Raw genomic sequence first — 19,374 nt, 5'->3', positions numbered from 1 at the left:
CCATTAATCGGAACACTGATCTACCCTTCGGAACGTGATCGACTCTAGCCCCGAAACGGCCCGAGGAGAAGACCGGCTCGTCGGCTCCGACCGGGTGCTCGTGGTGCTGCGGGTGCTGGCCGAGCACCCCGAGGGCATCGGCCTGGAGGAGATGGCGAAGGCGGTCGGCAGCCCCAAGCCCACCGCGCACAGGGCGCTGGCCGCGCTGCGCCGCGCCGGGTTCGCCAGCCAGGACGGCAGAGGCCGCTACGTGCTGGGCGACGACTTCCTCAGGCTCGCCTTCGCCCATCACGAGGCGCGCCCCGACCACGTCAGGATCAGGCCCGCGCTGGAGCGGCTGGCCGCCAGGTTCGGCGAGACCGCGCACTACGCCGTGCTCGACGGCCGCGAGGTCGTCTACCGGGCCAAGGTCGACCCGCCCTCGGGCGCGGTGCGGCTGACCTCGACGGTCGGCGGGCGCAACCCCGCCCACAACACCGGTGTCGGCAAGCTGCTGCTGGCCTGGGCGCTGCCCGACGACGCCGCGGTGACCGCGTGGGTGGACCAGGCCCCGCTGGAGCGGCGCACCCCGCGTACCAAGGTGAGCGCGGGGGAACTGGCCGAGGAGCTGGCCGCCGTGCGCGAGCGCGGCTACGCGGTCGACGACCAGGAGAACGAGGAGGGCGTCACCTGCCTGGCCGTGCCAGCCTTCCTGATCTCCTCGACCAGGCCGAGCGGAGCGGTCAGTGTGAGCGCCCTCGCCTACAGGACACCGCTGCCCTCGCTGGTCGAGGCGGTGCCCGAGATCCACGCCATCCTCAGGGAGCCATGATGACCGTCCATCCGCTGTCGACCGAGACCTACGCCCTGGCGGAGGGGCCCGTGTGGGATCCGGTGGCAGAGCGGCTGCTCTGGGTGGACATCCCCACAGGGCGCGTCATGGAGGGCGCTTTCGACGGGGACCTCACCGTCACCGCGACCCACACGCTGCCCTGCATGGTCGGCGCGGTCGTGCCCGCCGCCGACGGCTCTCTCCTGACAGCCGCGGAGTACGGCTTCGCGACGCTCGGCCCCGACCTCGCGATGGGCCCCCGCGTGCTGGCCGACGGGGCGCCGAGCCGGTTGAACGACGGCGCGTGCGATCCCGCGGGGCGCTTCCTGGCGGGCGGCATGGCGCGCGACGACCGCAGGGGGCAGGAGCGGCTCTACCGGCTGGAGCTCGACGGGTCGGTGAGCGTGGTCGCCGAGGGGCTGACGATCTCCAACGGCCTGGGCTGGTCCCCCGAAGGACGGACGTTCTACAACGTCGACAGCGTCCCCGGGGTGGTGTGGGCGCGCCCCTACGACGTGGAGAGCGGCGAGAGCGGCGCGCCCCGCGAGATCCTGCGGGTGGACGACGGGCTGCCCGACGGGATGGCGGTGGACGTGGAGGGGAACCTCTGGATCGCGATCTGGGGCCGGGGCGAGGTGCGCCGCCACTCACCCGGCGGGCGGCTGCTGTCCACGGTGAAGGTGCCGGCCCCGAAGGTTTCCAGCGTCACGTTCGCCGGCTCCACCCTGGTCATCACCACGGCGGGCGGCGGCCTGTTCGCCACCGAGACCGGCGTCACCGGCCTGCCTGCCAACCCCTGGCGGGGCCCCGTCCCTCTCCCCTCACCCCAGGAGAGCGCGCCGGCCTAGCGTCCGCGCTTCGAGACCCCCGCCCACGAACCGCAGTACCCGAGACAACGTGATCCGTCCCGGATCCGAGCACTGGAGTTCAGCGATGTACCTCATGCGCGTCGGCCCCGCAGGAGCCGAGAAGCCCGCCGTCCGATCGGGCGACGGCTACGTCGACGTGTCGGACCTGACCCCCGACTTCGACGCCGCCTTCTTCGAGAGGGGCGGCCTCGAGGCGCTGCGCGAGGCGTCGGCCACCGGAACCGTCATCCCGCTCGCCGACCAGCGCGTGGGGGCGCCGATCGCCCGCCCCCACCAGATCATCTGCATCGGCCTCAACTACAGCGACCACGCCGCCGAGACGGGGCAGACCGTCCCCTCCGAGCCGATCGTCTTCAACAAGGCGCCGAACACTCTGGTCGGCCCGTACGACGAGGTCCACATCCCGCGCCGCTCGGCCAAGACCGACTGGGAGGTCGAGCTGGGCGTCGTCGTCGGCCGCAGGTGCAGGTATCTGGAGGACGAGCGGGCCGCCCAGGACGCCATCGCCGGGTACGTGGTCGTCAACGACGTCAGCGAGCGCGAGTTCCAGATCGAGCGCGGCGGCCAGTGGGTGAAGGGCAAGTCGGCCGAGACGTTCAACCCGTGCGGGCCGTACCTGGTCACCCCCGACGAGATCCCCGACGTGGGCGCGCTGGACATGTGGCTCGACGTGAACGGCACCCGCAGGCAGAAGGGCTCGACGGCGACGATGCTGTTCGGCCCCGCCTTCCTGGTGCACTACCTGAGCCAGTTCATGGTCCTGGAACCCGGCGACCTGATCAACACCGGCACCCCTCCCGGCGTCGGCATGGGCCACAACCCGCCGCTCTACCTGCGTCCTGGTGACGTGATGGAGCTGGGCATCGAGCGCCTCGGCGGCCAGCGGCAACGGGTCGTCGCCGCGCCATGAGGGGCCTGCTCGCGGCGGGCGTCCCCTACCTGAATCGGGGCGGGGACGCGCGGCCCTGCCCGGCCGGACCGTTCTCGGCGGCCACCCGCGAGCGCCCCTTCACAGGGACGCACACGTGCTCACCGGGGCGCCTCCTTCCAGAGTCCCCCACGGGCGTCTACCACGAGGCGGCGATGTCCACGTAGAACCCCCGCCCGGTCGAGGGGAGGGGCGTGCGGGACCTAGAGTGCGGCCATGGGGAAGACCACGCAGCCGCGCAGGGCGGACGCCGAGCGCAACATCGCCACGATTCTCGCCACGGCCACCCGGCTGCTGTGCGCCGACCCGGGCGCCAGCGTCGCGGAGATCGCCAAGGCGGCGGGCGTCGGCAGGGTCACCCTCTACGGCCACTTCCCCTCCAGGGAGTCGCTGGTCGACGCCGTGCTCGAGCACGCGGTCGACCACGCCGAGCTCGCGCTGTCGGGCCTCGACCTCGAAGGACTGCCCGCGCCGGAGGCGCTGGAGCGGCTGGTCGCCTCCTCGTGGGAGATCCTCGACAGGCACAGCCGCCTGTTCGTGGCGGCCGACAGGGCGCTGCCCGCCGAGCGCATCCGCGAACGGCACAGCGGGCCGCTCGCCAGGGTCGAACGGCTCATCGTGCGAGGCCGCGACGAAGGCTCCTTCAGGACCGATCTGCCGCTGTCGTGGCTGGTCAGCACGTTCCTCGTGGTGCTGCACAACGCGGCGGGCGAGATCGAGGCGGGCCGCCTGCCGCGCGAGGAGGCGGCCGAGGTGCTGACCAGGACCCTGCGCTCGGTGCTCGTTTCCGGATAACTGTAGACATACCCCTCCTGCGTATGCTTGCCTCATAACTTGAACACTACTGTACGAGTTATTGGGAGGGAACATGGTGCTGGTCCTGCTCTGCCTGGCCCAGTTCATGCTGATCATCGACATCACCGTCGTGCAGGTGGCGCTGCCGTCCATCGGCACCGGGCTCGGGCTCGACCGCGAGGCGCTGACCTGGGTCGTCACCGCCTACACGCTGTGCTTCGGCGGGTTGATGGTGCTCGGAGGGCGGCTCACCGACGCCTTCGGCGCCCGCCGCGTGCTGCTCGGCGGGCTCGCCCTGTTCACGCTGGCCTCACTGCTGTGCGGCCTCGCTCCCGACGGCGCGACGCTCATCGCGGGGCGCGCGCTGCAGGGCGTCGGCGCGGCGCTGCTGTCCCCCGCCGCGCTCGCCACCATCACCACGGCCTTCCACGGCGAGCGCCGTACCAGGGCGCTGGCGGTCTGGGCGGCGATCGGCGGGACGGGGGCGGCCGTCGGCGTGCTGGTCGGCGGCCTGCTCACCGCGGGCCCCGGCTGGGAGTGGGCGTTCTTCGTCAACGTGCCTGTCGGGCTGGTCGTCATGGCGGCGCTGCCGTCGCTCGTGCCCGCCTCCGCGACCGCGGAACGGCGGCCGCTCGACGTGCCGGGCGCGCTGCTGGTCACGGCGGCGACCGGGCTGCTCATCTACGGCCTGGTCTCGGCGGGCGAGGCGGGCTGGGGCTCCGCGAGCGCCTGGCTGGCCGGCTCTGCGGCGCTGTACGCGGCCTTCGTGTGGGCCGAGCGGGTGGCGAAGGCGCCGCTCATGCGCGCCGAGACGATGGCCAGGCGGCCCGTGCTGTCCGGCGTGTTCGTCATGCTCATGGCGACGGGGCTCATGCTCGGGCTGTTCTTCGTCAGCTCGCTCTACCTGCAGCAGGTGCTGCGCTTCAGCGCCCTGGAGACGGGGCTGCTGTTCCTGCCCGTCGCGATCTCCATCACGCTCGGCGCGCACCTCGGCGGACGCCTGATCGGCAGGGTGGGAGGACGGCCCGTGGCGGTCGCCGCCTTCCTGCTGACCGCGGCGGGCGCCCTGCTCATGACGCGGGTCTCGCCCGAGGCGGGCGTCCACACCACCCTGCTGCCCGGCTTCGTGCTGGCCGCCTTCGGCATCGGGCCCGCCTTCGTCGCCGCGACGGCGACGACGATGGCCAACGTGCCGCAGGGCGAGGCGGGGGTGGCCTCCGGGGTCGTCAACACCTTCCACGAGCTGGGCGGCTCGATCGGGGTGGCACTGGTCTCCAGCCTGGCGGTCGGCGGTTTCACCACGACGCTGGCCTGGTGCGCGGGGGCTGCGGCGGTGGCGGGGGTGATCGCGCTCGGCCTGGTGCCGTCAGGCAGGCCCGCCGCGCTCGTCGGGCACGGTCACGGGCATGGGCACGGTCACTGACCAGCCCGACGTCACCTGGTGGTCGCCCTCGCACTCCAGCAGGCGCCACCGCCTCGGGTCCCACGCGAAGACGGCGTCCTGCTCGTAGCGGGCGCCGATGCGGCGGGCGGTGTCGTCGTCGAGGCCGACGACGGCCACGGACTCCTCCACGTGGGTCCAGGTGACGTCGCCGCCCGCCGCCGGCCACCAGGACAGCGCGAGGGCGTCGAGCTCGGCGGTCAGGCGGCGGTGGGCGCGCGCGTTGTCGGCGGCGGGAACCGTACGGCCCCGGGGGTTGTGGGCGGTGATCACGTGGATGGTCCGGCCCTCGGGGTCGGGGAAGGCGCCGGCGTGGACGCCGGGCTCGGCGGGAGCGACCTGGAGCCACGCGCCGTCCACCGAAAGGCGCACCACCGCCGCCTGGTAGAGCTGCCAGTTGGCGACAGGCACCTGACCCCCTTTGCCGAGCACGAAGGAAAGGAGGCGATTGTATCGGGGCTAGCATGGGGTGACTCCAAGGAGGTTGATCATGTCGTTCGCCGTTCTGGGCAGCGTTCTCGGCGACGCCGCGGCTCGCGCTTCCTCGTGGAGGTCCGAGATCCGCTAGCCCACCCCTCCACGTCGAAGTGCTCTTCATCGACAGTCCCCGTTCGATCAAGAGGAGCACGCGATGCCCGACGTCCATTGGAACGAAGAAGGTCACACCCTGTCGGCGGGGTGGCGCTCGACCGAGCCGCCGCCGTCCAGGCTGGTCCGCGTCGACGACACGACGAAAGCCGACACCGCGCACCGCCTGGCCCGTGAGGGCGCGGGGCTGGTGTGGCGGGGCGACTTCCACAACGCCAGGCAGCTCCTGCGCGCGCTGGCTCGCCGCGCCGACAGGCAGCCGCCTCCCGCCGACTTCCACGCCTACCGGCAGGCGCGCGCCACGAGGGCCGTCCTGCTGGGCAGGCTGCTGGTGCCGCTGTCGCAGGAGCTGACCGTGCCGCTGCGCAGGGCCCCCGACGTACGGCAGGCGTGCACGGAGGCCTACGGCCCAGCGGAAGGCCCCACGCTCGTCCCTCTCACCGAGCTGCTCGGGGTGATCGGCGCGCACGAGTGGCGCAGGAAGGGCGTGGAGGTGCCCGCGCTCGGCGAGCGCATCCACCCGCACTACGGCGTGTTCTCTCCCGTCCGCGGCGAGTACGTCGACCTGGTCGCCCGCGCTCCGCTGCCCTCCCGCACGGCCGCCTTCGACATCGGCACGGGCACGGGCGTGCTGGCCGCCCTGCTGGCCAGGAGGGGCGTCGAGCAGGTCGTGGCCACCGACCTCGACGAGCGCGCCGTCGCCTGCGCCCGCGACAACCTCTCGCGGCTCGGACTGTCGGGCCGCGTCGAGGTGGCGCGGCGCGACCTGTTCCCCGACGGCCGCGCCCCTCTGGTGGTGTGCAACCCGCCCTGGCTGCCCGTACGGCCGGGCACCAGACGCGACCACGCCGTCTACGACCCCGAGGGCCGGATGCTCCACGGCTTCCTCGGCGAGCTGCCCCGCCACCTCGAAGCGGGCGGCGAGGGCTGGCTCATCCTGTCGGACCTCGCCGAGCACCTCGGCCTGCGCAGCAGGCAGGAGCTGCTCGCCTCGTTCGCCGACGCGGGGCTGCGGGTCGCGGGCCGCCTGGACGTCGCGCCCAGGCACCCGCGCGCCCGCGACGGCGCCGACCCCCTGCACAGGGCGCGAGCCGCCGAGGTGACCAGCCTGTGGAGGCTGACGTGCTGACTCGCCGACGCCGAAAGCGCTGTCCGGCGACGGTTTCCCCTGCCGGGGCCACTATCCTCGACATGTCCCAGTCTCAGGAAGGAACATCCCCGTGACCGAGCTGACAGCCCAGCGCGAACAGGCCGCCCGCGACTACGACGCTCTCGTCGGGCGAGGCCTGAAGCTCGATCTGACGCGAGGCAAGCCGTCCCCGCGCCAGCTCGACCTGTCCGACGGGATGAACGCCCTGCCCTCCACGCACCTGGCCGCCGACGGCACCGACTGCCGCAACTACGGCAACCTGCAGGGCCTGACCGAGATCCGCGAGCTGTTCGCGGGCCTGCTGCAGGTCCCCGCGGCGCAGCTGCTGGCCGGGGGCAACTCCAGCCTCGCGATGATGCACGACACGATCGTCTTCTCGCTGCTCAGCGTGGTGCCCGGCGCGGCGCGCCGCTGGGCGGACGAGGGGGAGATCGTCTTCCTGTGCCCCGTCCCCGGCTACGACAGGCACTTCGCGCTGTGCGAGCGGTTCGGCATCACGATGGTGCAGGTGCCGATGACCGCCGAGGGCCCCGACATGGACGTCGTCGAGCGGCTGGTCGCCGAGGACCCGCGGGTCAAGGGCATCTGGTGCGTGCCGAAGTACAGCAACCCCTCGGGCGTCAGCTACAGCGACGAGACCGTGCGCCGCCTGGCCGCCATGACCACCGCCGCGCCCGACTTCCGGATCTTCTGGGACAACGCCTACGCCATCCACCACCTCACCGACGAGCACGCCGAGCTGGCCGACCTGCTCGCCCTGTGCGAGGAGCACGGCAACGCCGACCGCGCCTTCGTCTTCGGCTCCACCTCCAAGGTGACCCTCGCGGGAAGCGGCGTGGCCTTCTTCGGCTCCTCCCCCGCCAACGTCGCCTGGTACCTGGCCAACCTGTCCAAGCAGAGCATCGGCCCCGACAAGATCAACCAGCTGCGTCACGTGGAGTTCCTGCGCGACGCCGAGGGCGTGGCCGCGCACATGCGCAGGCACGCCGAGCTGATCTGGCCGAAGTTCGAGGCCGTCGACAGGATCCTCACCAAGGAGCTCGGCGGCACCGGCCTGGCCTCGTGGACGGCCCCCGCGGGCGGCTACTTCGTCAGCCTCGACGTGCCCGAGGGCTGCGCCAAGGAGGTCGTGGCCAAGGCGAAGGCCGCAGGCATCGCCCTCACGCCCGCCGGCGCGACCCACCCCTACGGCGACGACCCCGCCGACCGCACGATCCGCATCGCCCCCACCTACCCCGACCTGGAGGAGCTGGAGGAGGCGATCACGGGCCTGACCGTCTGCGTGCGCCTCGTGGCGACGGAGAAGCTGCTCTCGCAGGCCTGAGCACCCCACCGCAGCCCGCCCCCGCCACAGTGGGGCGGGCGGCGGTGGCCGGGTCGACCGCGCGAAGGCGGTACCTCCGTCCGGAGCCCGTCCACGGCCTGCAAGGGCGGAGTGGATGTCACTGGGGGCGGCGTCTGCCGTACCTGAAGCCGAAGATGTACTCCCGCGTCTCGCTGGGGTGGAAGGCGAGGCCCACCCCCGGCTCGAAGGCGACGTTGTCGCGTGGGCAGTAGTAGAGCTCCTGCCACACCAGCAGCGCCTGCTCCCTGGCCGACGCCTCGGCCTGGTCGCGGCGGCGGGCGCCCTGCGCGCCCATGACGAACAGCAGCCCGAACCACCAGAAGAACCCCGTCACGCAGAACGGCCCCAGCAGGTCCACGAGCAGGTTGGTGTGCTCGCTCATCGCCAGGGTCAGCGCCAGCACGACGTGCGCGAGCGCGGCGAAGCCGAGCATGACGTAGCCCTGGTGCCGCGCGCGCGGCACCTCGTGCCTGGCGGGGAAGGAGAGCCACACCGCGAGCTGGGTTCTGGTCATCGCGTGCTTCCTGGTGCCGACCAGCGAGGCAGCGGGCAGGTCGACGATGGCACGCTCCTTCGGCATGCTCGCTCGCCCGAGGCGGAAGCTCGTTCCGTCGGCCACGACCCCCGGCACCGACGCCACCCTGTCAGCAAGGCCGCACTCCGGACAGGACAGATCCATCCGGGCAGTCTGGCCCTGGCGTGCGGATCCCGCAAATCGGGTCGTAGAGTCCACAGCGTGATTGAGGCACTTGTGAAGGCTCTTCCCGAGGGAAGGGTGCTGACCGACCCCGACGTGGTCGACTCCTACGCGCGCGACCGCACGTTCCTCGAACCGGGCAAGGCTCTGGGCGTGGTCCTGGCCACCACCCGCGACGAGGTGGTGACGACGCTGCGCTGGGCCACCGAGCACAGGGTGCCGGTCGTGCCGCGCGGCGCGGGCACCGGCCTCGCGGGCGCGGCCACCGCCAGCGAGGGGTCGATCGTTCTGTCGCTGGCCAAGATGACCGCGATCCGCGAGCTGAACCCCGCCGACGAGTTCGCCGTGGTCGAGCCCGGGGTGATCACCGCCGACCTCGACAGGGCTGCCAGGGAGCACGGGCTGATGTACGCGCCCGACCCGTCCTCCTACGAGATCTCCACCATCGGCGGCAACCTGGCCACCAACGCCGGAGGGCTGCGCTGCGTGAAGTACGGCGTGACCCGCGACTCCGCGCTCGGCCTCGAGGTGGTGCTGGCCGACGGACGGATCCTCAACACCGGCCGCCGCACGGTCAAGGGTGTGACGGGCTACGACCTGACCGGCCTGTTCGTGGGCTCGGAGGGCACGCTCGGGGTCATCACCTCGGCCACGGTACGGCTGCGCCGCGCGCCGCTGGCGCCTCCTGCGACGATCGCCGCGGAGTTCGGCTCGCTGCGCGACGCAGCCGCGGCCGTCTCGGCGATCATCGCGGCGGGCTGCCAGCCGTCCCTCATGGAGCTGCTGGACAGGGCGACGCTGAAGGCGATCGACGACTGGCGCAACATCGGCCTGGAGGAGTCCACCCAGGCCATGCTGATCGGCCAGTCCGACGCCTCGGACGGCCAGGCGATGGCGGCCATGATGCAGGAGCTGTGCGAGGCCAACGGCGCCTCCTTCGTGGCGCTGTCCTCGACGCCCGAGGAGACCGAGGACCTGATCGGCATCAGGCGGATGGCCTACCAGGCCAAGGAGCGGCTGGGCGCCTGCCTGGTCGAGGACGTGTGCGTGCCGCGCTCGGCGCTGCCCGACATGATCTCCGCGATCGAGGCGGCGGCCGCCAGGCACGACGTGATGATCTGCACGGTCGCCCACGCGGGCGACGGCAACCTGCACCCGGTGTTCATCTTCGACCACGGCACCGTGGAGCCGCCCGCCAACGTGTGGGCGGCGGCGGACGAGGTGTTCAAGGCCGCGCTCGAGATGGGCGGCACGCTGACCGGCGAGCACGGGGTGGGGCTGCTCAAGCGGCGCTGGCTCGCGCTGGAGTCAGGACCGGTCGCGACCGAGGTCCAGCAGGGCATCAAGAGGGTCTTCGACCCGCTCGGCATTCTCAACCCGGGAAAGGCGATATGAGAGGCGATCCTGCGGTCATCGTGCTGAACGGCGGGTCCAGCTCGGGCAAGTCCTCGCTGGCCCGCTCGCTCCAGGAGCTGCTGCCCGATCCGTGGCTGGCGTTCAGCGTGGACACGCTCGTCGACGCGATGCCGTCCTCGTGCATCACCTTCACGCCCGACGGGGAGGTCCACCTCGGCCCCCGCTTCGGGGAGCTGGAGGAGGCCTGGATGGCGGGTGTCGCCACGATGGCCAGGTCGGGCGCGCGGGTGATCCTCGACGACGTCTTCCTCAGCGGCCCTGCCTCGCAGGAGCGCTGGCGCGTCCCGCTCACCGGGCTCGATGTGCTCTGGGTGGGTGTGCGCTGCGACCCTGAGGTGGCCGCGCGCAGGGAGGGCGAGCGCGGCGACCGGCCGATCGGCATGGCGCGGTCCCAGGCCACCATGGTCCACGAGGGAGTCGTCTACGACATGGAGGTCGACACGTCGTTCATGTCGGCGGATGACTGCGCGCAGTTGATAGCAAAGCGGATGAATCGTCAAACCGGTGAGACGACACACGAACCACACTGATAACGTTTTGCCCCACCTATGAGGAATTCCGGGGGTTCTACGTGAATCAGTTCCAGCCGTTGGCGGCGGACGACCCGCGACGGCTGGGTGCGTTCGAGATCGTCGCCAGGCTCGGCGAGGGTGGGCAGGGCGTGGTCTACCTGGCCAAGGGGCAGTCGGGCGAGCAGGTGGCTGTCAAGCTCCTGCACAACGCGCTGGTGGCCGACGCCGACGCCAGGACCCGGTTCCTGCGCGAGGTGGCGGTGGCGCAACGCGTGGCCAGGTTCTGCACCGCGCCTGTCCTGCATGCCGATCTCGAAGGCAGCCGGCCGTACATCGTCACGGACTACGTGCCGGGGCCCTCGCTCCGGCAGCTGGTCGACAGGGAGGGTCCGCGCAGGGGAGCGGCCCTCGAACGCCTGGCGATCAGCACGGCCACCGCGCTGGCGGCCATCCACCGCGCGGGCATCCTGCACCGCGACTTCAAGCCGGCGAACGTGCTGATGGGGCCCGAGGGCCCTGTCGTGATCGACTTCGGCATCGCGCGGGCGCTCGACTCGCCGGGCGCGACGGCCACCGGCATGGCGATGGGGACGCCTGCCTACCTCGCTCCTGAGCAGCTGAGCGGCGCCCCCGTCTCGGAGGCGGCCGACGTGTTCGCCTGGGGCGTCACGATGGTGTTCGCCGCCACGGGCAAGCCCGCGTTCGGCTCCGACTCCATCCCCGTGGTGATGAACAGGATCCTCCACGAGCAGCCGGAGATCGGCGGGCTCGAAGGGGTGCTGGGCGGGCTGGTCGAGGCCTGCCTGTCCAAGGATCCCGCGCACCGCCCGACCGCCGAGCAGCTCATCGCCCGCCTGACGGGCCAGCAGACAGGGGAGAGCCCTGTCGCCGTCCACCAGACGGGCAGCCAGCTCCCTCCGCCGTTCCCGCACCCCGGTGCGGCGTCCGGGCCGCAGGGCGCTCCCGGCGCTCCCGCTGGTCCAGGGCCGCAGGGCGGTCCCGTTCCCGGTGCTCCCGGTGGTCCTGGCGGCCCTGGGCCGCACGTTCCCGGGCAGCCTGGGCAGCCTGGGCAGCCCGGCGGGCCCGTGCCGGGACAGCACGGCTATCCCGGGTCCCAGGTCCCCGGCCAGCGTCCTCCCTCGGGTGGTACGGCGCCAGGCTCGGCCACGCGCCGCCGTACGCTGACCATCGCGGTCTCGGCCGCGGCGGCGGGCGCGCTCGTGCTGGCGGGCACCGTGGTCTGGGCCCAGGCGGGCAAGAACACCACCGCCTCGCTGGTCGCGGCCAACGGTCCTGCCACCTCGGCGGCGACCGATCCGGCCACCGATCCGGCCGCCGCCTCCACCGAGGCGCCCGTCGACCCGCCGAGCGACCTCGAGCTGACGCCCGAGCTCATCGACGAGTCGCCGACGCCCAAGGCGAGCAAGTCCAAGAAGAGCGAGGACGAGCCAGCGGTCTCCGTGCCGCACACCACGATCGCTCCCCCCGAGGTGCGGCCGACGGCCAAGCCGTCCACGCCCAAGGTCAAGCCGACCAAGAACACCGACCTGGTGGACCCGGAGCCCGAGCCCACCGGGCTGACCGAGCCGACGACGGGCGACTACTACGGCCACTCGTCCAAGCCGAGCCCGAAGCCGACCGTGAAGCCCACGGTCGCGCCGAAGCCGACGCCCAAGCCCACTCCCAAGCCCACTCCCCCGCCCAAGCCGAACCCCTACCAGGCGACGACGGTCTGCGGCTCTGGGTACAAGGTGATCAACTCCCACGCGCTCGGCGCCAAGGCCACGATCTACCTGCTGTACAACACCGCCGCGGGGAAGAACTGCGTGATCACCATGTCGAAGTACGTGGTGCCCGCCAAGATCTCGATGAACGCCATCCTCCAGGTGAAGGGCGGCGCCAGCGGCTCCAACCCCGGCAAGTTCTCCACCTACTCGGGGCCTGTCAGGCTCCCGGCGGTCAAGAAGTGCGTCATCTGGGGTGGCAGCTGGGGCACGCTCACGTGGAAGAGCGGCTGGAGCCACTGCGGCTGACCCTCCGTCCGCACTTCCCCTGCTGTGACTCCCGGCGGCCCGCGTCCTGAGACGCGGGCCGCCGGCCTGTCAGGCCCACCCCGAATCCGCAGCAGCTGGTACTTCGCCGGCGTCGGGGCCGTTATGGGGGGCTCTTGCGAAGACGTGCTGACCTGCCTACGTTGTTGACGTGATCGTCAAGTCTGAGACGCTGACCGCGAGAGGCCGGCGCACCAGGGCCGCGCTGCTCGAGGCGGGGCGGGAGGCCTTCGAGGAGCAGGGGTACGACGCCGTGCGCGTCGACGACGTCTGCGCCAGGGCAGGGGTCTCGCACGGCACCTTCTACACCTACTTCGACTCGAAGGAGTCGCTCTTCGGCGAGGTGGCGGGGGCCGTGGTGGGCGAGATGTTCGCCGCCAGCATGGTCGGCCCCGCCGCGCCCGACGACCCCTACGCCCGCGTCGAGGCCGCCAACCGGCTCTACCTGCGCGCATGGGCGGCCAACTCCAGGCTGGTGCGGATGCTGGAGCACGCGGCGACCACCGACGACCGCTTCGGACGGCTGCTGCTCGAACTGCGCGAGGTGTTCGTCAGGAGGGGCGCCGAGGGCCTGCGCAGGCTGCAGGAGCAGGGCCTGGCCGACAGGGACCTCGACCCGCGGCTGACCGCGATCATGCTCGGCGGCATGGTGGAGCACTTCGCCCACGTCTGGCTGGATCTCGGCGAGCGGGCCGACGAGGCCGCCGCCGTCGACCACCTCACCCGCCTGTGGGCCCGCGCCATCGGGCTGACGCGTGCGTCAACTCCGCGTCCCGGCGGGCAGAACCGAGAGGAAAGGGGTGAGGCGTGATCATCAGCCGACTCGATCCGGCGAGCGCCGACCACCGTGACCGCAGGAACGCCATGCTCGCCAAGCTGGCCGACCTCGACGCCGAGCACGCCAAGGCGGTCGCCGGCGGCGGGGAGAAGTACGTGCGGCGCCACCGCGAGCGCGGCAAGCTCCTGGCCAGGGAGCGCGTCGAGCTGCTCGTCGACCCTGGCTCGGCCTTCCTCGAACTCTCGCCGCTGGCCGCATGGGGCAGCGACTTCCCCGTGGGGGCGAGCGTCGTGACCGGCATCGGGGTGGTCGAGGGCGTCGAATGCGTGATCACCGCCAGCGACCCGACCGTGCGCGGAGGCGCGTCCAACCCGTGGACGCTCAGGAAGACGCTGCGCTCGGCCGACATCGCGCTGCGCAACCGCCTGCCGTACATCAACCTGGTGGAGTCGGGCGGCGCGGACCTGCCGACGCAGAAGGAGATCTTCATCCCCGGCGGCCGGATCTTCAGGGACCTGACGCGGCTGTCGGCCGCGGGGATCCCGACGATCGCGCTGGTCTTCGGCAACTCCACGGCCGGCGGGGCGTACGTTCCCGGCATGAGCGACCACGTCGTCATGGTCAAGGAGCGCGCCAAGGTGTTCCTCGGCGGCCCCCCGCTGGTCAAGATGGCCACCGGCGAGGAGTCCGACGACGAGTCGCTCGGCGGTGCGGAGATGCACGCGCGTACCAGCGGGCTGGCCGACCACCTGGCCGCCGACGAGCACGACGCCCTGCGCATCGGCCGCGCCATCGTGAAGTCGCTGGGGTGGCGGAAGCTCGGCGTGCGGCCTGGCCCTGTCGTCGAGCCGCGCTACCCGCAGGAGGAGCTGCTCGGGATCGTCCCCGAGGACCTCAAGATCCCCTTCGATCCGCGCGAGGTGATCGCCAGGATCGTCGACGGCAGCGAGTTCGAGGAGTTCAAGCCCCTCTACGGCGCGTCGCTGGTGACCGGCTGGGCCCGCCTGCACGGATATCGGATCGGGATCCTGGCCAACGCGCGCGGTGTGCTGTTCAGCCAGGAGGCGCAGAAGGCCACGCAGTTCATCCAGCTGGCCGACCGGTCGCGCACGCCCCTGCTGTTCCTGCAGAACACGACCGGCTACATGGTCGGCAGGGAGTACGAGCAGGGCGGCATCATCAAGCACGGCGCGATGATGATCAACGCGGTGTCGAACTCGACGGTGCCGCACCTGACCGTGGTCATGGGCGCCTCCTACGGCGCCGGCAACTACGGGATGTGCGGGCGCGCCTACGACCCGCGCTTCCTGTTCGCCTGGCCGAGCGCGAAGTCGGCGGTGATGGGCCCCGCGCAGCTGGCGGGGGTGCTGTCGATCGTCGGACGGCAGGCCGCCCAGGCGCGCGGCCAGGTCTACGACGAGGAGGCCGACGCGGCGATGCGGGCGATGGTGGAGGCGCAGATCGAACAGGAGTCGCTGCCGTTCTTCCTGTCGGGACGGCTCTACGACGACGGGGTGATCGACCCGCGCGACACCCGCACGGTGCTCGGTCTCTGCCTGTCGGCGATCAACAGCGCGCCCGTCCCGGAGACGGCCGGATACGGGGTGTTCAGGCCATGATCACGAGACTGCTGGTGGCCAATCGGGGCGAGATCGCGCGCAGGATCTTCCGCACCTGCCGCGAGCTGGGCGTCGAGACGGTCGCCGTCTACTCCGACGCCGACGCGGACGCCCCGCACGTGTCGGAGGCCGGCCTCGCCGTACGGCTGGGCGAGCCCATGGCGTACCTGGACATCGAGGCGATCGTCAGGGCGGCCGAGCGGTCGGGCGCCGACGCGGTCCATCCCGGCTACGGCTTCCTGTCGGAGAACGCCGCCTTCGCCGTCGCGGTGGTCGAGGCGGGGCTGACCTGGGTGGGCCCGCCGCCCGGCGCCATCGCGGCGATGGGCTCCAAGATCGAGGCGAAGCGGCTGATGGCCGAGGCGGGCGTCCCCGTGCTGCCCTCGCTGGCCGTCCCCGCCTCCCTGGGCGAGACCCCCACCCGTGACGGCCTCCTCCAGGATGGCGAGGCTCCGGGGGACGGGCCGCCGGTGGGCGGAGAGACGGAAGGCGCCGCTGGAGCGGGATGGAGCTATCCGCTGCTCGTCAAGGCGTCGGCGGGCGGCGGCGGACGCGGCATGCGCGTCGTCGACGGGCCCGCCGACCTCGGCAGGGCGCTCGCCTCGGCGAGGCGGGAGGCCGAATCGGCCTTCGGCGACGGGACCGTGTTCGTCGAACCGCTCCTCGAGCGGGCGCGCCACATCGAGGTCCAGATCCTGGCCGACGCCCACGGCACGGTGTGGGCGCTGGGCGAGCGGGAGTGCTCCATCCAGCGCCGCCACCAGAAGGTGGTGGAGGAGTGCCCCTCCCCCGCCGTCACCCCCGCGCTGCGCGACAGGCTGGAGGCGGCGGCCGTCAGGGCCGCGCAGGCGATCGGGTACGTCGGCGCGGGCACGGTGGAGTTCCTGGTCAAGGACGACACGATCGCCTTCCTCGAGATGAACACCCGCCTTCAGGTCGAGCATCCCGTCACCGAGCTGGTCTACGGCGTGGACCTGGTCGAGCTGCAGCTGCGCGTCGCCGAGGGCGAGCCGCTGCCCGGCACCCGGCCCTCTCCCTCGGGGCACGCCGTCGAGGTCAGGCTCTACGCCGAGGACGCCGCCTACCTGCCCCAGTCCGGCACGGTCGACCTGTTCGAGGTGAAGGGTCCGGTGCGGGTGGATTCAGGGGTGGAGTCGGGTTCGACCGTCTCCACCCACTACGACCCGATGCTGGCGAAGATCATCTCGTTCGGCCGCAGCAGGGGCGAGGCGATCAGGAAGCTGACCACCGCCCTCGACGGCGCCCGCGTCCACGGGCTGACCACCAACCGCGTCCTGCTGCGCAACATCCTGCGAAGCAGGGCCTTCCGCGAAGGCGACACCCACACCGGATTCCTCGACGAGCACCGGCTCGCGGCGCACGAGCCGCCCACCGAGGCGCAGACGCTGGCGGCGGCGCTCGCCATCGCCGCCCGTCACAGGAGCGAGGCCACCGTGCAGAGGAGCCTGCCGTGCGGCTGGCGCAACGTGAGATCGCAACCCCAGGTCGCCAGGTTCGAGGAGGCGGAGGCGGTCTACGACCCCGCGCCGCGGGGGGTGGTGAGCGCCGGGCCGTACCGGGTGGTCATGGAGACGGACGGCCTGCGCCAGACCTTCGAGATCGCGCACTACGAGGGCCGCGTCTACGTCGGGGACACCCGGCTGACCCCGCTGCCGCGCCTGCCGGAACCCGCCGAGGAGCACGCGCCCGGCTCCCTGCTGGCGCCGATGCCGGGTAGCGTGCTGCGCGTCGAGGTCGAGCAGGGAGCCGCCGTCAGCAAGGGGCAGGTGGTCCTGGTGCTCGAGGCGATGAAGATGGAGCATCAGATCGCCGCGCCCGCCGCGGGAGTCGTCTCGGCCGTCATGGTCGAGAAGGGCTATCAGGTCGAGGCGGGAGCCGTGCTGGCGATCATCGAGGAAGGGGAAGCATGACGCGCCTGGTCCACAAGGAGCTGGAGGGTGGCATCGCCACCATCACCCTCGACTCGCCGCCCAACCGCAACGCGCTGTCGGTGCGGCTGCTGGGCGACCTGGAGGACCGGCTGAACTGGGCGCTGGCCGAGCCCGAGGTGCGGGTGATCGTGCTGACCGCCACGGGAACGGTCTTCTGCTCGGGCGCCGACCTGAAGGAGCAGCGCATCGAGCCCGCCCGCGGGGTCAGCGACGCCCCTGTGACCGCCTCGTTCCCCGAGATCATGACGCTGATCTGGGAGAGCCCGAAGCCGGTCATCTGCCGCATGAACGGCACCGCCCGCGCGGGCGGCCTCGGTCTGGTCGCCTCCTGCGACTTCGCGATCGCGCCGCTGACGGCCTCGTTCGCCTTCTCCGAGGTACGGCTCGGCGTGGTGCCCGCGATGATCTCCGTGCCGGTCCTGCGGCGGCTGCAGGCAAGGGCCGCCTCGGAGTACCTCATGACCGGCGAGGTGTTCGACGCGGCCAGGGCCGAGGAGATCGGGCTGATCAACAGGGCGGTGCCGATGGAGGAGCTCGACGCCACGGTCGCCCGCTACGCCGACATGCTCGTCAAGGGTGGCCCCGAGGCGCTGGCCATCACCAAGCGCCTGGTCCGCGACCTGCCGTCGGTCTCCTTCGAGGAGGGTCTCAGGCAGATGGCCGCGCTGTCGGCGCAGCGCTTCACCTCCGAGGAGGGCCAGGAGGGCATCGCCGCCTTCATGGAGAAGAGGCCGCCCAAGTGGTGCTGAGGATCGCCAACTGCAGCGGCTTCTACGGCGACAGGCTCTCGGCCGCGCGCGAGATGGTCGAGGGCGGCCCGATCGACGTGCTGACCGGCGACTGGCTGGCCGAGCTGACCATGCTGATCCTGGCGGGCAACAGGCTGAAGGGCCGTCCCGGCTACGCCGTCACCTTCGTCAGGCAGATGGAGCAGGTGCTCGGCGCCTGCCTGGAGCGGGGCATCAAGATCGTCTCGAACGCCGGAGGGCTCGACCCTGAAGGGTGCGCGGCGGCGATCGAGAAGCTGGGCCTGTCGGCCAGGGTCGCCCACGTCACCGGTGACGACGTCACGGGGCACGACCTCGACCTGGTCAACCTCGACACAGGCGAGCGGCTCGCCGAGCCCGTCCTGACGGCCAACGCCTACCTCGGCGCCCGTCCCATCGCCGCCGCCCTGGCCGCGGGCGCCGACGTCGTGGTCACCGGCAGGGTCACCGACGCCGCCCTCGTCACGGGGCCAGGCATCTGGCGGTACGGCTGGGGCCCCGGCGACCTCGACGCGCTCGCGGGCTCGGTCGTCGCCGGGCACGTCATCGAGTGCGGCTGCCAGGCCACCGGAGGCAACTACTCCTTCTTCGGCGAGGTGCCCGACCTGGCGCACTGCGGATTCCCCCTCGTCGAACTGCACGAGGACGGCTCGTCGGTGGTCACCAAGCATCCCGGCACCGGCGGCCTGGTCTCGGTGGGCACGGTCACCGCGCAACTGCTGTACGAGATCGGCTCGCCTCGCTATCTCGGGCCCGACGTGGTGGCCCGCTTCGACACCATCGCGTTGTCGCAGGAGGGCCCCGACAGGGTGAGGGTCTCGGGGGTGAAGGGCGAACCCCCACCCGGCACGCTGAAGGTCGCCGTCAACTACCTCGCCGGGTACCGCAACACCATGACGCTCATGCTGACCGGCCTCGACCTGGAGGAGAAGGCCCGGATCGCGCAGGAGGCGATCTGGGCCCGCCTGCCCCGCGAGTCGTTCGAGTCGGTGGACGTCTCCTTCGACCCGCCGCTGCTGCGGATCACCGTCATGGACCGCGACGCCCGCAGGGCGGGACGCGCCTTCTCCTCGGCGGTGGTGGAGACGGGCCTGGCCAGCTATCCGGGCTTCTACGGTCTGACGCCGCCGGGGGACGCCTCGCCGTACGGGGTCTACTGGCCGACGCTGATCCCCGCCGCCGACGTCCGCCCCCGCGTCTTCGTGGGCGGCGAGGAGGTCGCGCTCCCCTCTTCCGAACGGCCGGACCCTGCGGTGGAGGTGCTCGTCGAGCCCGTGGCGTCGCGATGGGACGCGACGGGCGTGCCGACGGTGCCCGCGCCGCTGGGGCGGGTCGCCGGGGCCAGATCGGGCGACAAGGGAGGGAACGCGAACCTGGGCGTGTGGGTGCGGACCCCCGAGGAGTACGGCTGGCTGGCGCAGACGCTGACAGTCGATCGGCTGGTGAAGCTGATGCCCTCGCTGGAGGGGCTGATGGTGGAGCGGTTCGAGCTGCCCAACCTCAACGCGCTGAACTTCGTCGTCCACGGGCTGCTCGGCAGGGGGGTCGCGGCCAGCCCCCGGCTCGACCCGCAGGCGAAGGCCCTGGGCGAGGAGCTCCGGGCCCGGATGCTGGAGGTGCCCGAGACCTTCCTGCGCTGAGATCGGCACGCCCGT

17 protein-coding genes are annotated in these 19,374 nt (G+C 72.1%); 15 read left to right on the top strand and 2 right to left on the bottom strand.

The window, feature by feature from the left end:
- The first annotated feature begins 34 nt into the window (after window positions 1-34).
- The 5 genes from ABFX50_RS03595 (at window position 35) to ABFX50_RS03575 (ending at window position 4,826) form a co-directional block, all read left to right on the top strand.
- On the top strand, window positions 35-811 hold the full coding sequence (locus tag ABFX50_RS03595) for an IclR family transcriptional regulator (RefSeq protein WP_346143159.1): 777 nt from the start codon (window positions 35-37) through the stop codon (window positions 809-811).
- A complete protein-coding gene (locus tag ABFX50_RS03590) occupies window positions 808-1,659 on the top strand; it encodes an SMP-30/gluconolactonase/LRE family protein (RefSeq protein WP_346143157.1) in 852 nt (283 codons plus the stop codon). Before ABFX50_RS03595 ends, ABFX50_RS03590 begins: the two co-directional genes overlap by 4 nt.
- An 85-nt stretch (window positions 1,660-1,744) precedes the next feature.
- Window positions 1,745-2,590, top strand: coding sequence for a fumarylacetoacetate hydrolase family protein (locus tag ABFX50_RS03585; RefSeq protein WP_346143155.1), 846 nt, complete (start codon window positions 1,745-1,747; stop codon window positions 2,588-2,590).
- 234 nt (window positions 2,591-2,824) lie between these two features.
- Window positions 2,825-3,403: a TetR/AcrR family transcriptional regulator gene (locus ABFX50_RS03580; RefSeq protein ID WP_346143153.1), complete on the top strand. Its 579-nt coding sequence runs from the start codon at window positions 2,825-2,827 to the stop codon at window positions 3,401-3,403.
- A gap of 73 nt (window positions 3,404-3,476) precedes the next feature.
- Window positions 3,477-4,826: an MFS transporter gene (locus ABFX50_RS03575; RefSeq protein ID WP_346143151.1), complete on the top strand. Its 1,350-nt coding sequence runs from the start codon at window positions 3,477-3,479 to the stop codon at window positions 4,824-4,826.
- Here the strand turns inward: ABFX50_RS03575 and ABFX50_RS03570 are convergent.
- Window positions 4,770-5,255 carry a DUF3293 domain-containing protein gene (locus ABFX50_RS03570; RefSeq protein ID WP_346143149.1) on the bottom strand — a complete coding sequence of 162 codons (486 nt, stop codon included), beginning with the start codon at window positions 5,253-5,255 and terminating at the stop codon, window positions 4,770-4,772. The two genes, ABFX50_RS03575 and ABFX50_RS03570, sit on opposite strands and share 57 nt — an antisense overlap.
- A gap of 220 nt (window positions 5,256-5,475) precedes the next feature.
- Here ABFX50_RS03570 and ABFX50_RS03565 point away from each other — a divergent pair, with 220 nt between their 5' ends.
- Window positions 5,476-6,561 carry a methyltransferase gene (locus tag ABFX50_RS03565; protein WP_346143147.1) on the top strand — a complete coding sequence of 362 codons (1,086 nt, stop codon included), beginning with the start codon at window positions 5,476-5,478 and terminating at the stop codon, window positions 6,559-6,561.
- Window positions 6,562-6,652: 91 nt separating this feature from the next.
- On the top strand, window positions 6,653-7,906 hold the full coding sequence (locus tag ABFX50_RS03560) for an aspartate aminotransferase type Ic (RefSeq protein WP_346143145.1): 1,254 nt from the start codon (window positions 6,653-6,655) through the stop codon (window positions 7,904-7,906).
- 118 nt (window positions 7,907-8,024) lie between these two features.
- Here the strand turns inward: ABFX50_RS03560 and ABFX50_RS03555 are convergent, their stop codons facing one another.
- Entirely contained in the window at window positions 8,025-8,606 is a 582-nt protein-coding gene (locus tag ABFX50_RS03555) for a hypothetical protein (RefSeq protein ID WP_346143143.1), read from the bottom strand.
- 57 nt (window positions 8,607-8,663) lie between these two features.
- Here ABFX50_RS03555 and ABFX50_RS03550 point away from each other — a divergent pair, with 57 nt between their 5' ends.
- The 8 genes from ABFX50_RS03550 (at window position 8,664) to ABFX50_RS03515 (ending at window position 19,359) form a co-directional block, all read left to right on the top strand.
- Window positions 8,664-10,019 carry an FAD-binding oxidoreductase gene (locus tag ABFX50_RS03550; RefSeq protein ID WP_312895458.1) on the top strand — a complete coding sequence of 452 codons (1,356 nt, stop codon included), beginning with the start codon at window positions 8,664-8,666 and terminating at the stop codon, window positions 10,017-10,019.
- A complete protein-coding gene (locus tag ABFX50_RS03545) occupies window positions 10,016-10,570 on the top strand; it encodes a chloramphenicol phosphotransferase CPT family protein (RefSeq protein ID WP_346143140.1) in 555 nt (184 codons plus the stop codon). The genes ABFX50_RS03550 and ABFX50_RS03545 overlap by 4 nt, the downstream gene beginning before the upstream one ends.
- A gap of 41 nt (window positions 10,571-10,611) precedes the next feature.
- Entirely contained in the window at window positions 10,612-12,585 is a 1,974-nt protein-coding gene (locus tag ABFX50_RS03540; protein WP_346143138.1) for a serine/threonine protein kinase, read from the top strand.
- 169 nt (window positions 12,586-12,754) lie between these two features.
- Complete coding sequence (locus tag ABFX50_RS03535) at window positions 12,755-13,414, top strand: TetR/AcrR family transcriptional regulator (RefSeq protein ID WP_346143136.1); 660 nt, start codon at window positions 12,755-12,757, stop codon at window positions 13,412-13,414.
- Between the two features lie 53 nt (window positions 13,415-13,467).
- Window positions 13,468-15,000: an acyl-CoA carboxylase subunit beta gene (locus ABFX50_RS03530; RefSeq protein ID WP_346144064.1), complete on the top strand. Its 1,533-nt coding sequence runs from the start codon at window positions 13,468-13,470 to the stop codon at window positions 14,998-15,000.
- Window positions 14,997-16,931 (top strand): ATP-binding protein, encoded by a 1,935-nt coding sequence (locus ABFX50_RS03525; protein ID WP_346143134.1) that lies wholly within the window; start codon window positions 14,997-14,999, stop codon window positions 16,929-16,931. Before ABFX50_RS03530 ends, ABFX50_RS03525 begins: the two co-directional genes overlap by 4 nt.
- Complete coding sequence (locus ABFX50_RS03520; protein ID WP_183645790.1) at window positions 16,928-17,701, top strand: enoyl-CoA hydratase-related protein; 774 nt, start codon at window positions 16,928-16,930, stop codon at window positions 17,699-17,701. The genes ABFX50_RS03525 and ABFX50_RS03520 overlap by 4 nt, the downstream gene beginning before the upstream one ends.
- Window positions 17,692-19,359, top strand: a complete 1,668-nt coding sequence (locus ABFX50_RS03515; protein WP_346143132.1) for an acyclic terpene utilization AtuA family protein — start codon at window positions 17,692-17,694, stop codon at window positions 19,357-19,359. The genes ABFX50_RS03520 and ABFX50_RS03515 overlap by 10 nt, the downstream gene beginning before the upstream one ends.
- Window positions 19,360-19,374: the final 15 nt, after the last annotated feature.

The organism is Nonomuraea recticatena (assembly GCF_039533245.1).
GTDB classification, from domain to species: Bacteria; Actinomycetota; Actinomycetes; order Streptosporangiales; family Streptosporangiaceae; genus Nonomuraea; species Nonomuraea roseola.
Note: the sequence above shows the minus strand (reverse complement) of the source record. Positions and strands in the feature narration are given on the sequence as shown.

Excerpts from the sequence above, each read along its gene's own strand:
- ABFX50_RS03585 (WP_346143155.1), top strand. The coding sequence starts at position 1,745 with ATGTACCTCATGCGCGTCGGCCCCGCAGGAGCCGAGAAGCCCGCCGTC.
- ABFX50_RS03575 (WP_346143151.1), top strand. The coding sequence starts at position 3,477 with ATGGTGCTGGTCCTGCTCTGCCTGGCCCAGTTCATGCTGATCATCGAC.
- ABFX50_RS03580 (WP_346143153.1), top strand. The coding sequence starts at position 2,825 with ATGGGGAAGACCACGCAGCCGCGCAGGGCGGACGCCGAGCGCAACATC.
- ABFX50_RS03545 (WP_346143140.1), top strand. The coding sequence starts at position 10,016 with ATGAGAGGCGATCCTGCGGTCATCGTGCTGAACGGCGGGTCCAGCTCG.
- ABFX50_RS03530 (WP_346144064.1), top strand. The coding sequence starts at position 13,468 with ATGCTCGCCAAGCTGGCCGACCTCGACGCCGAGCACGCCAAGGCGGTC.
- ABFX50_RS03565 (WP_346143147.1), top strand. The coding sequence starts at position 5,476 with ATGCCCGACGTCCATTGGAACGAAGAAGGTCACACCCTGTCGGCGGGG.
- ABFX50_RS03590 (WP_346143157.1), top strand. The coding sequence starts at position 808 with ATGATGACCGTCCATCCGCTGTCGACCGAGACCTACGCCCTGGCGGAG.
- ABFX50_RS03525 (WP_346143134.1), top strand. The coding sequence starts at position 14,997 with ATGATCACGAGACTGCTGGTGGCCAATCGGGGCGAGATCGCGCGCAGG.
- ABFX50_RS03520 (WP_183645790.1), top strand. The coding sequence starts at position 16,928 with ATGACGCGCCTGGTCCACAAGGAGCTGGAGGGTGGCATCGCCACCATC.
- ABFX50_RS03555 (WP_346143143.1), bottom strand. The coding sequence starts at position 8,606 with ATGGATCTGTCCTGTCCGGAGTGCGGCCTTGCTGACAGGGTGGCGTCG.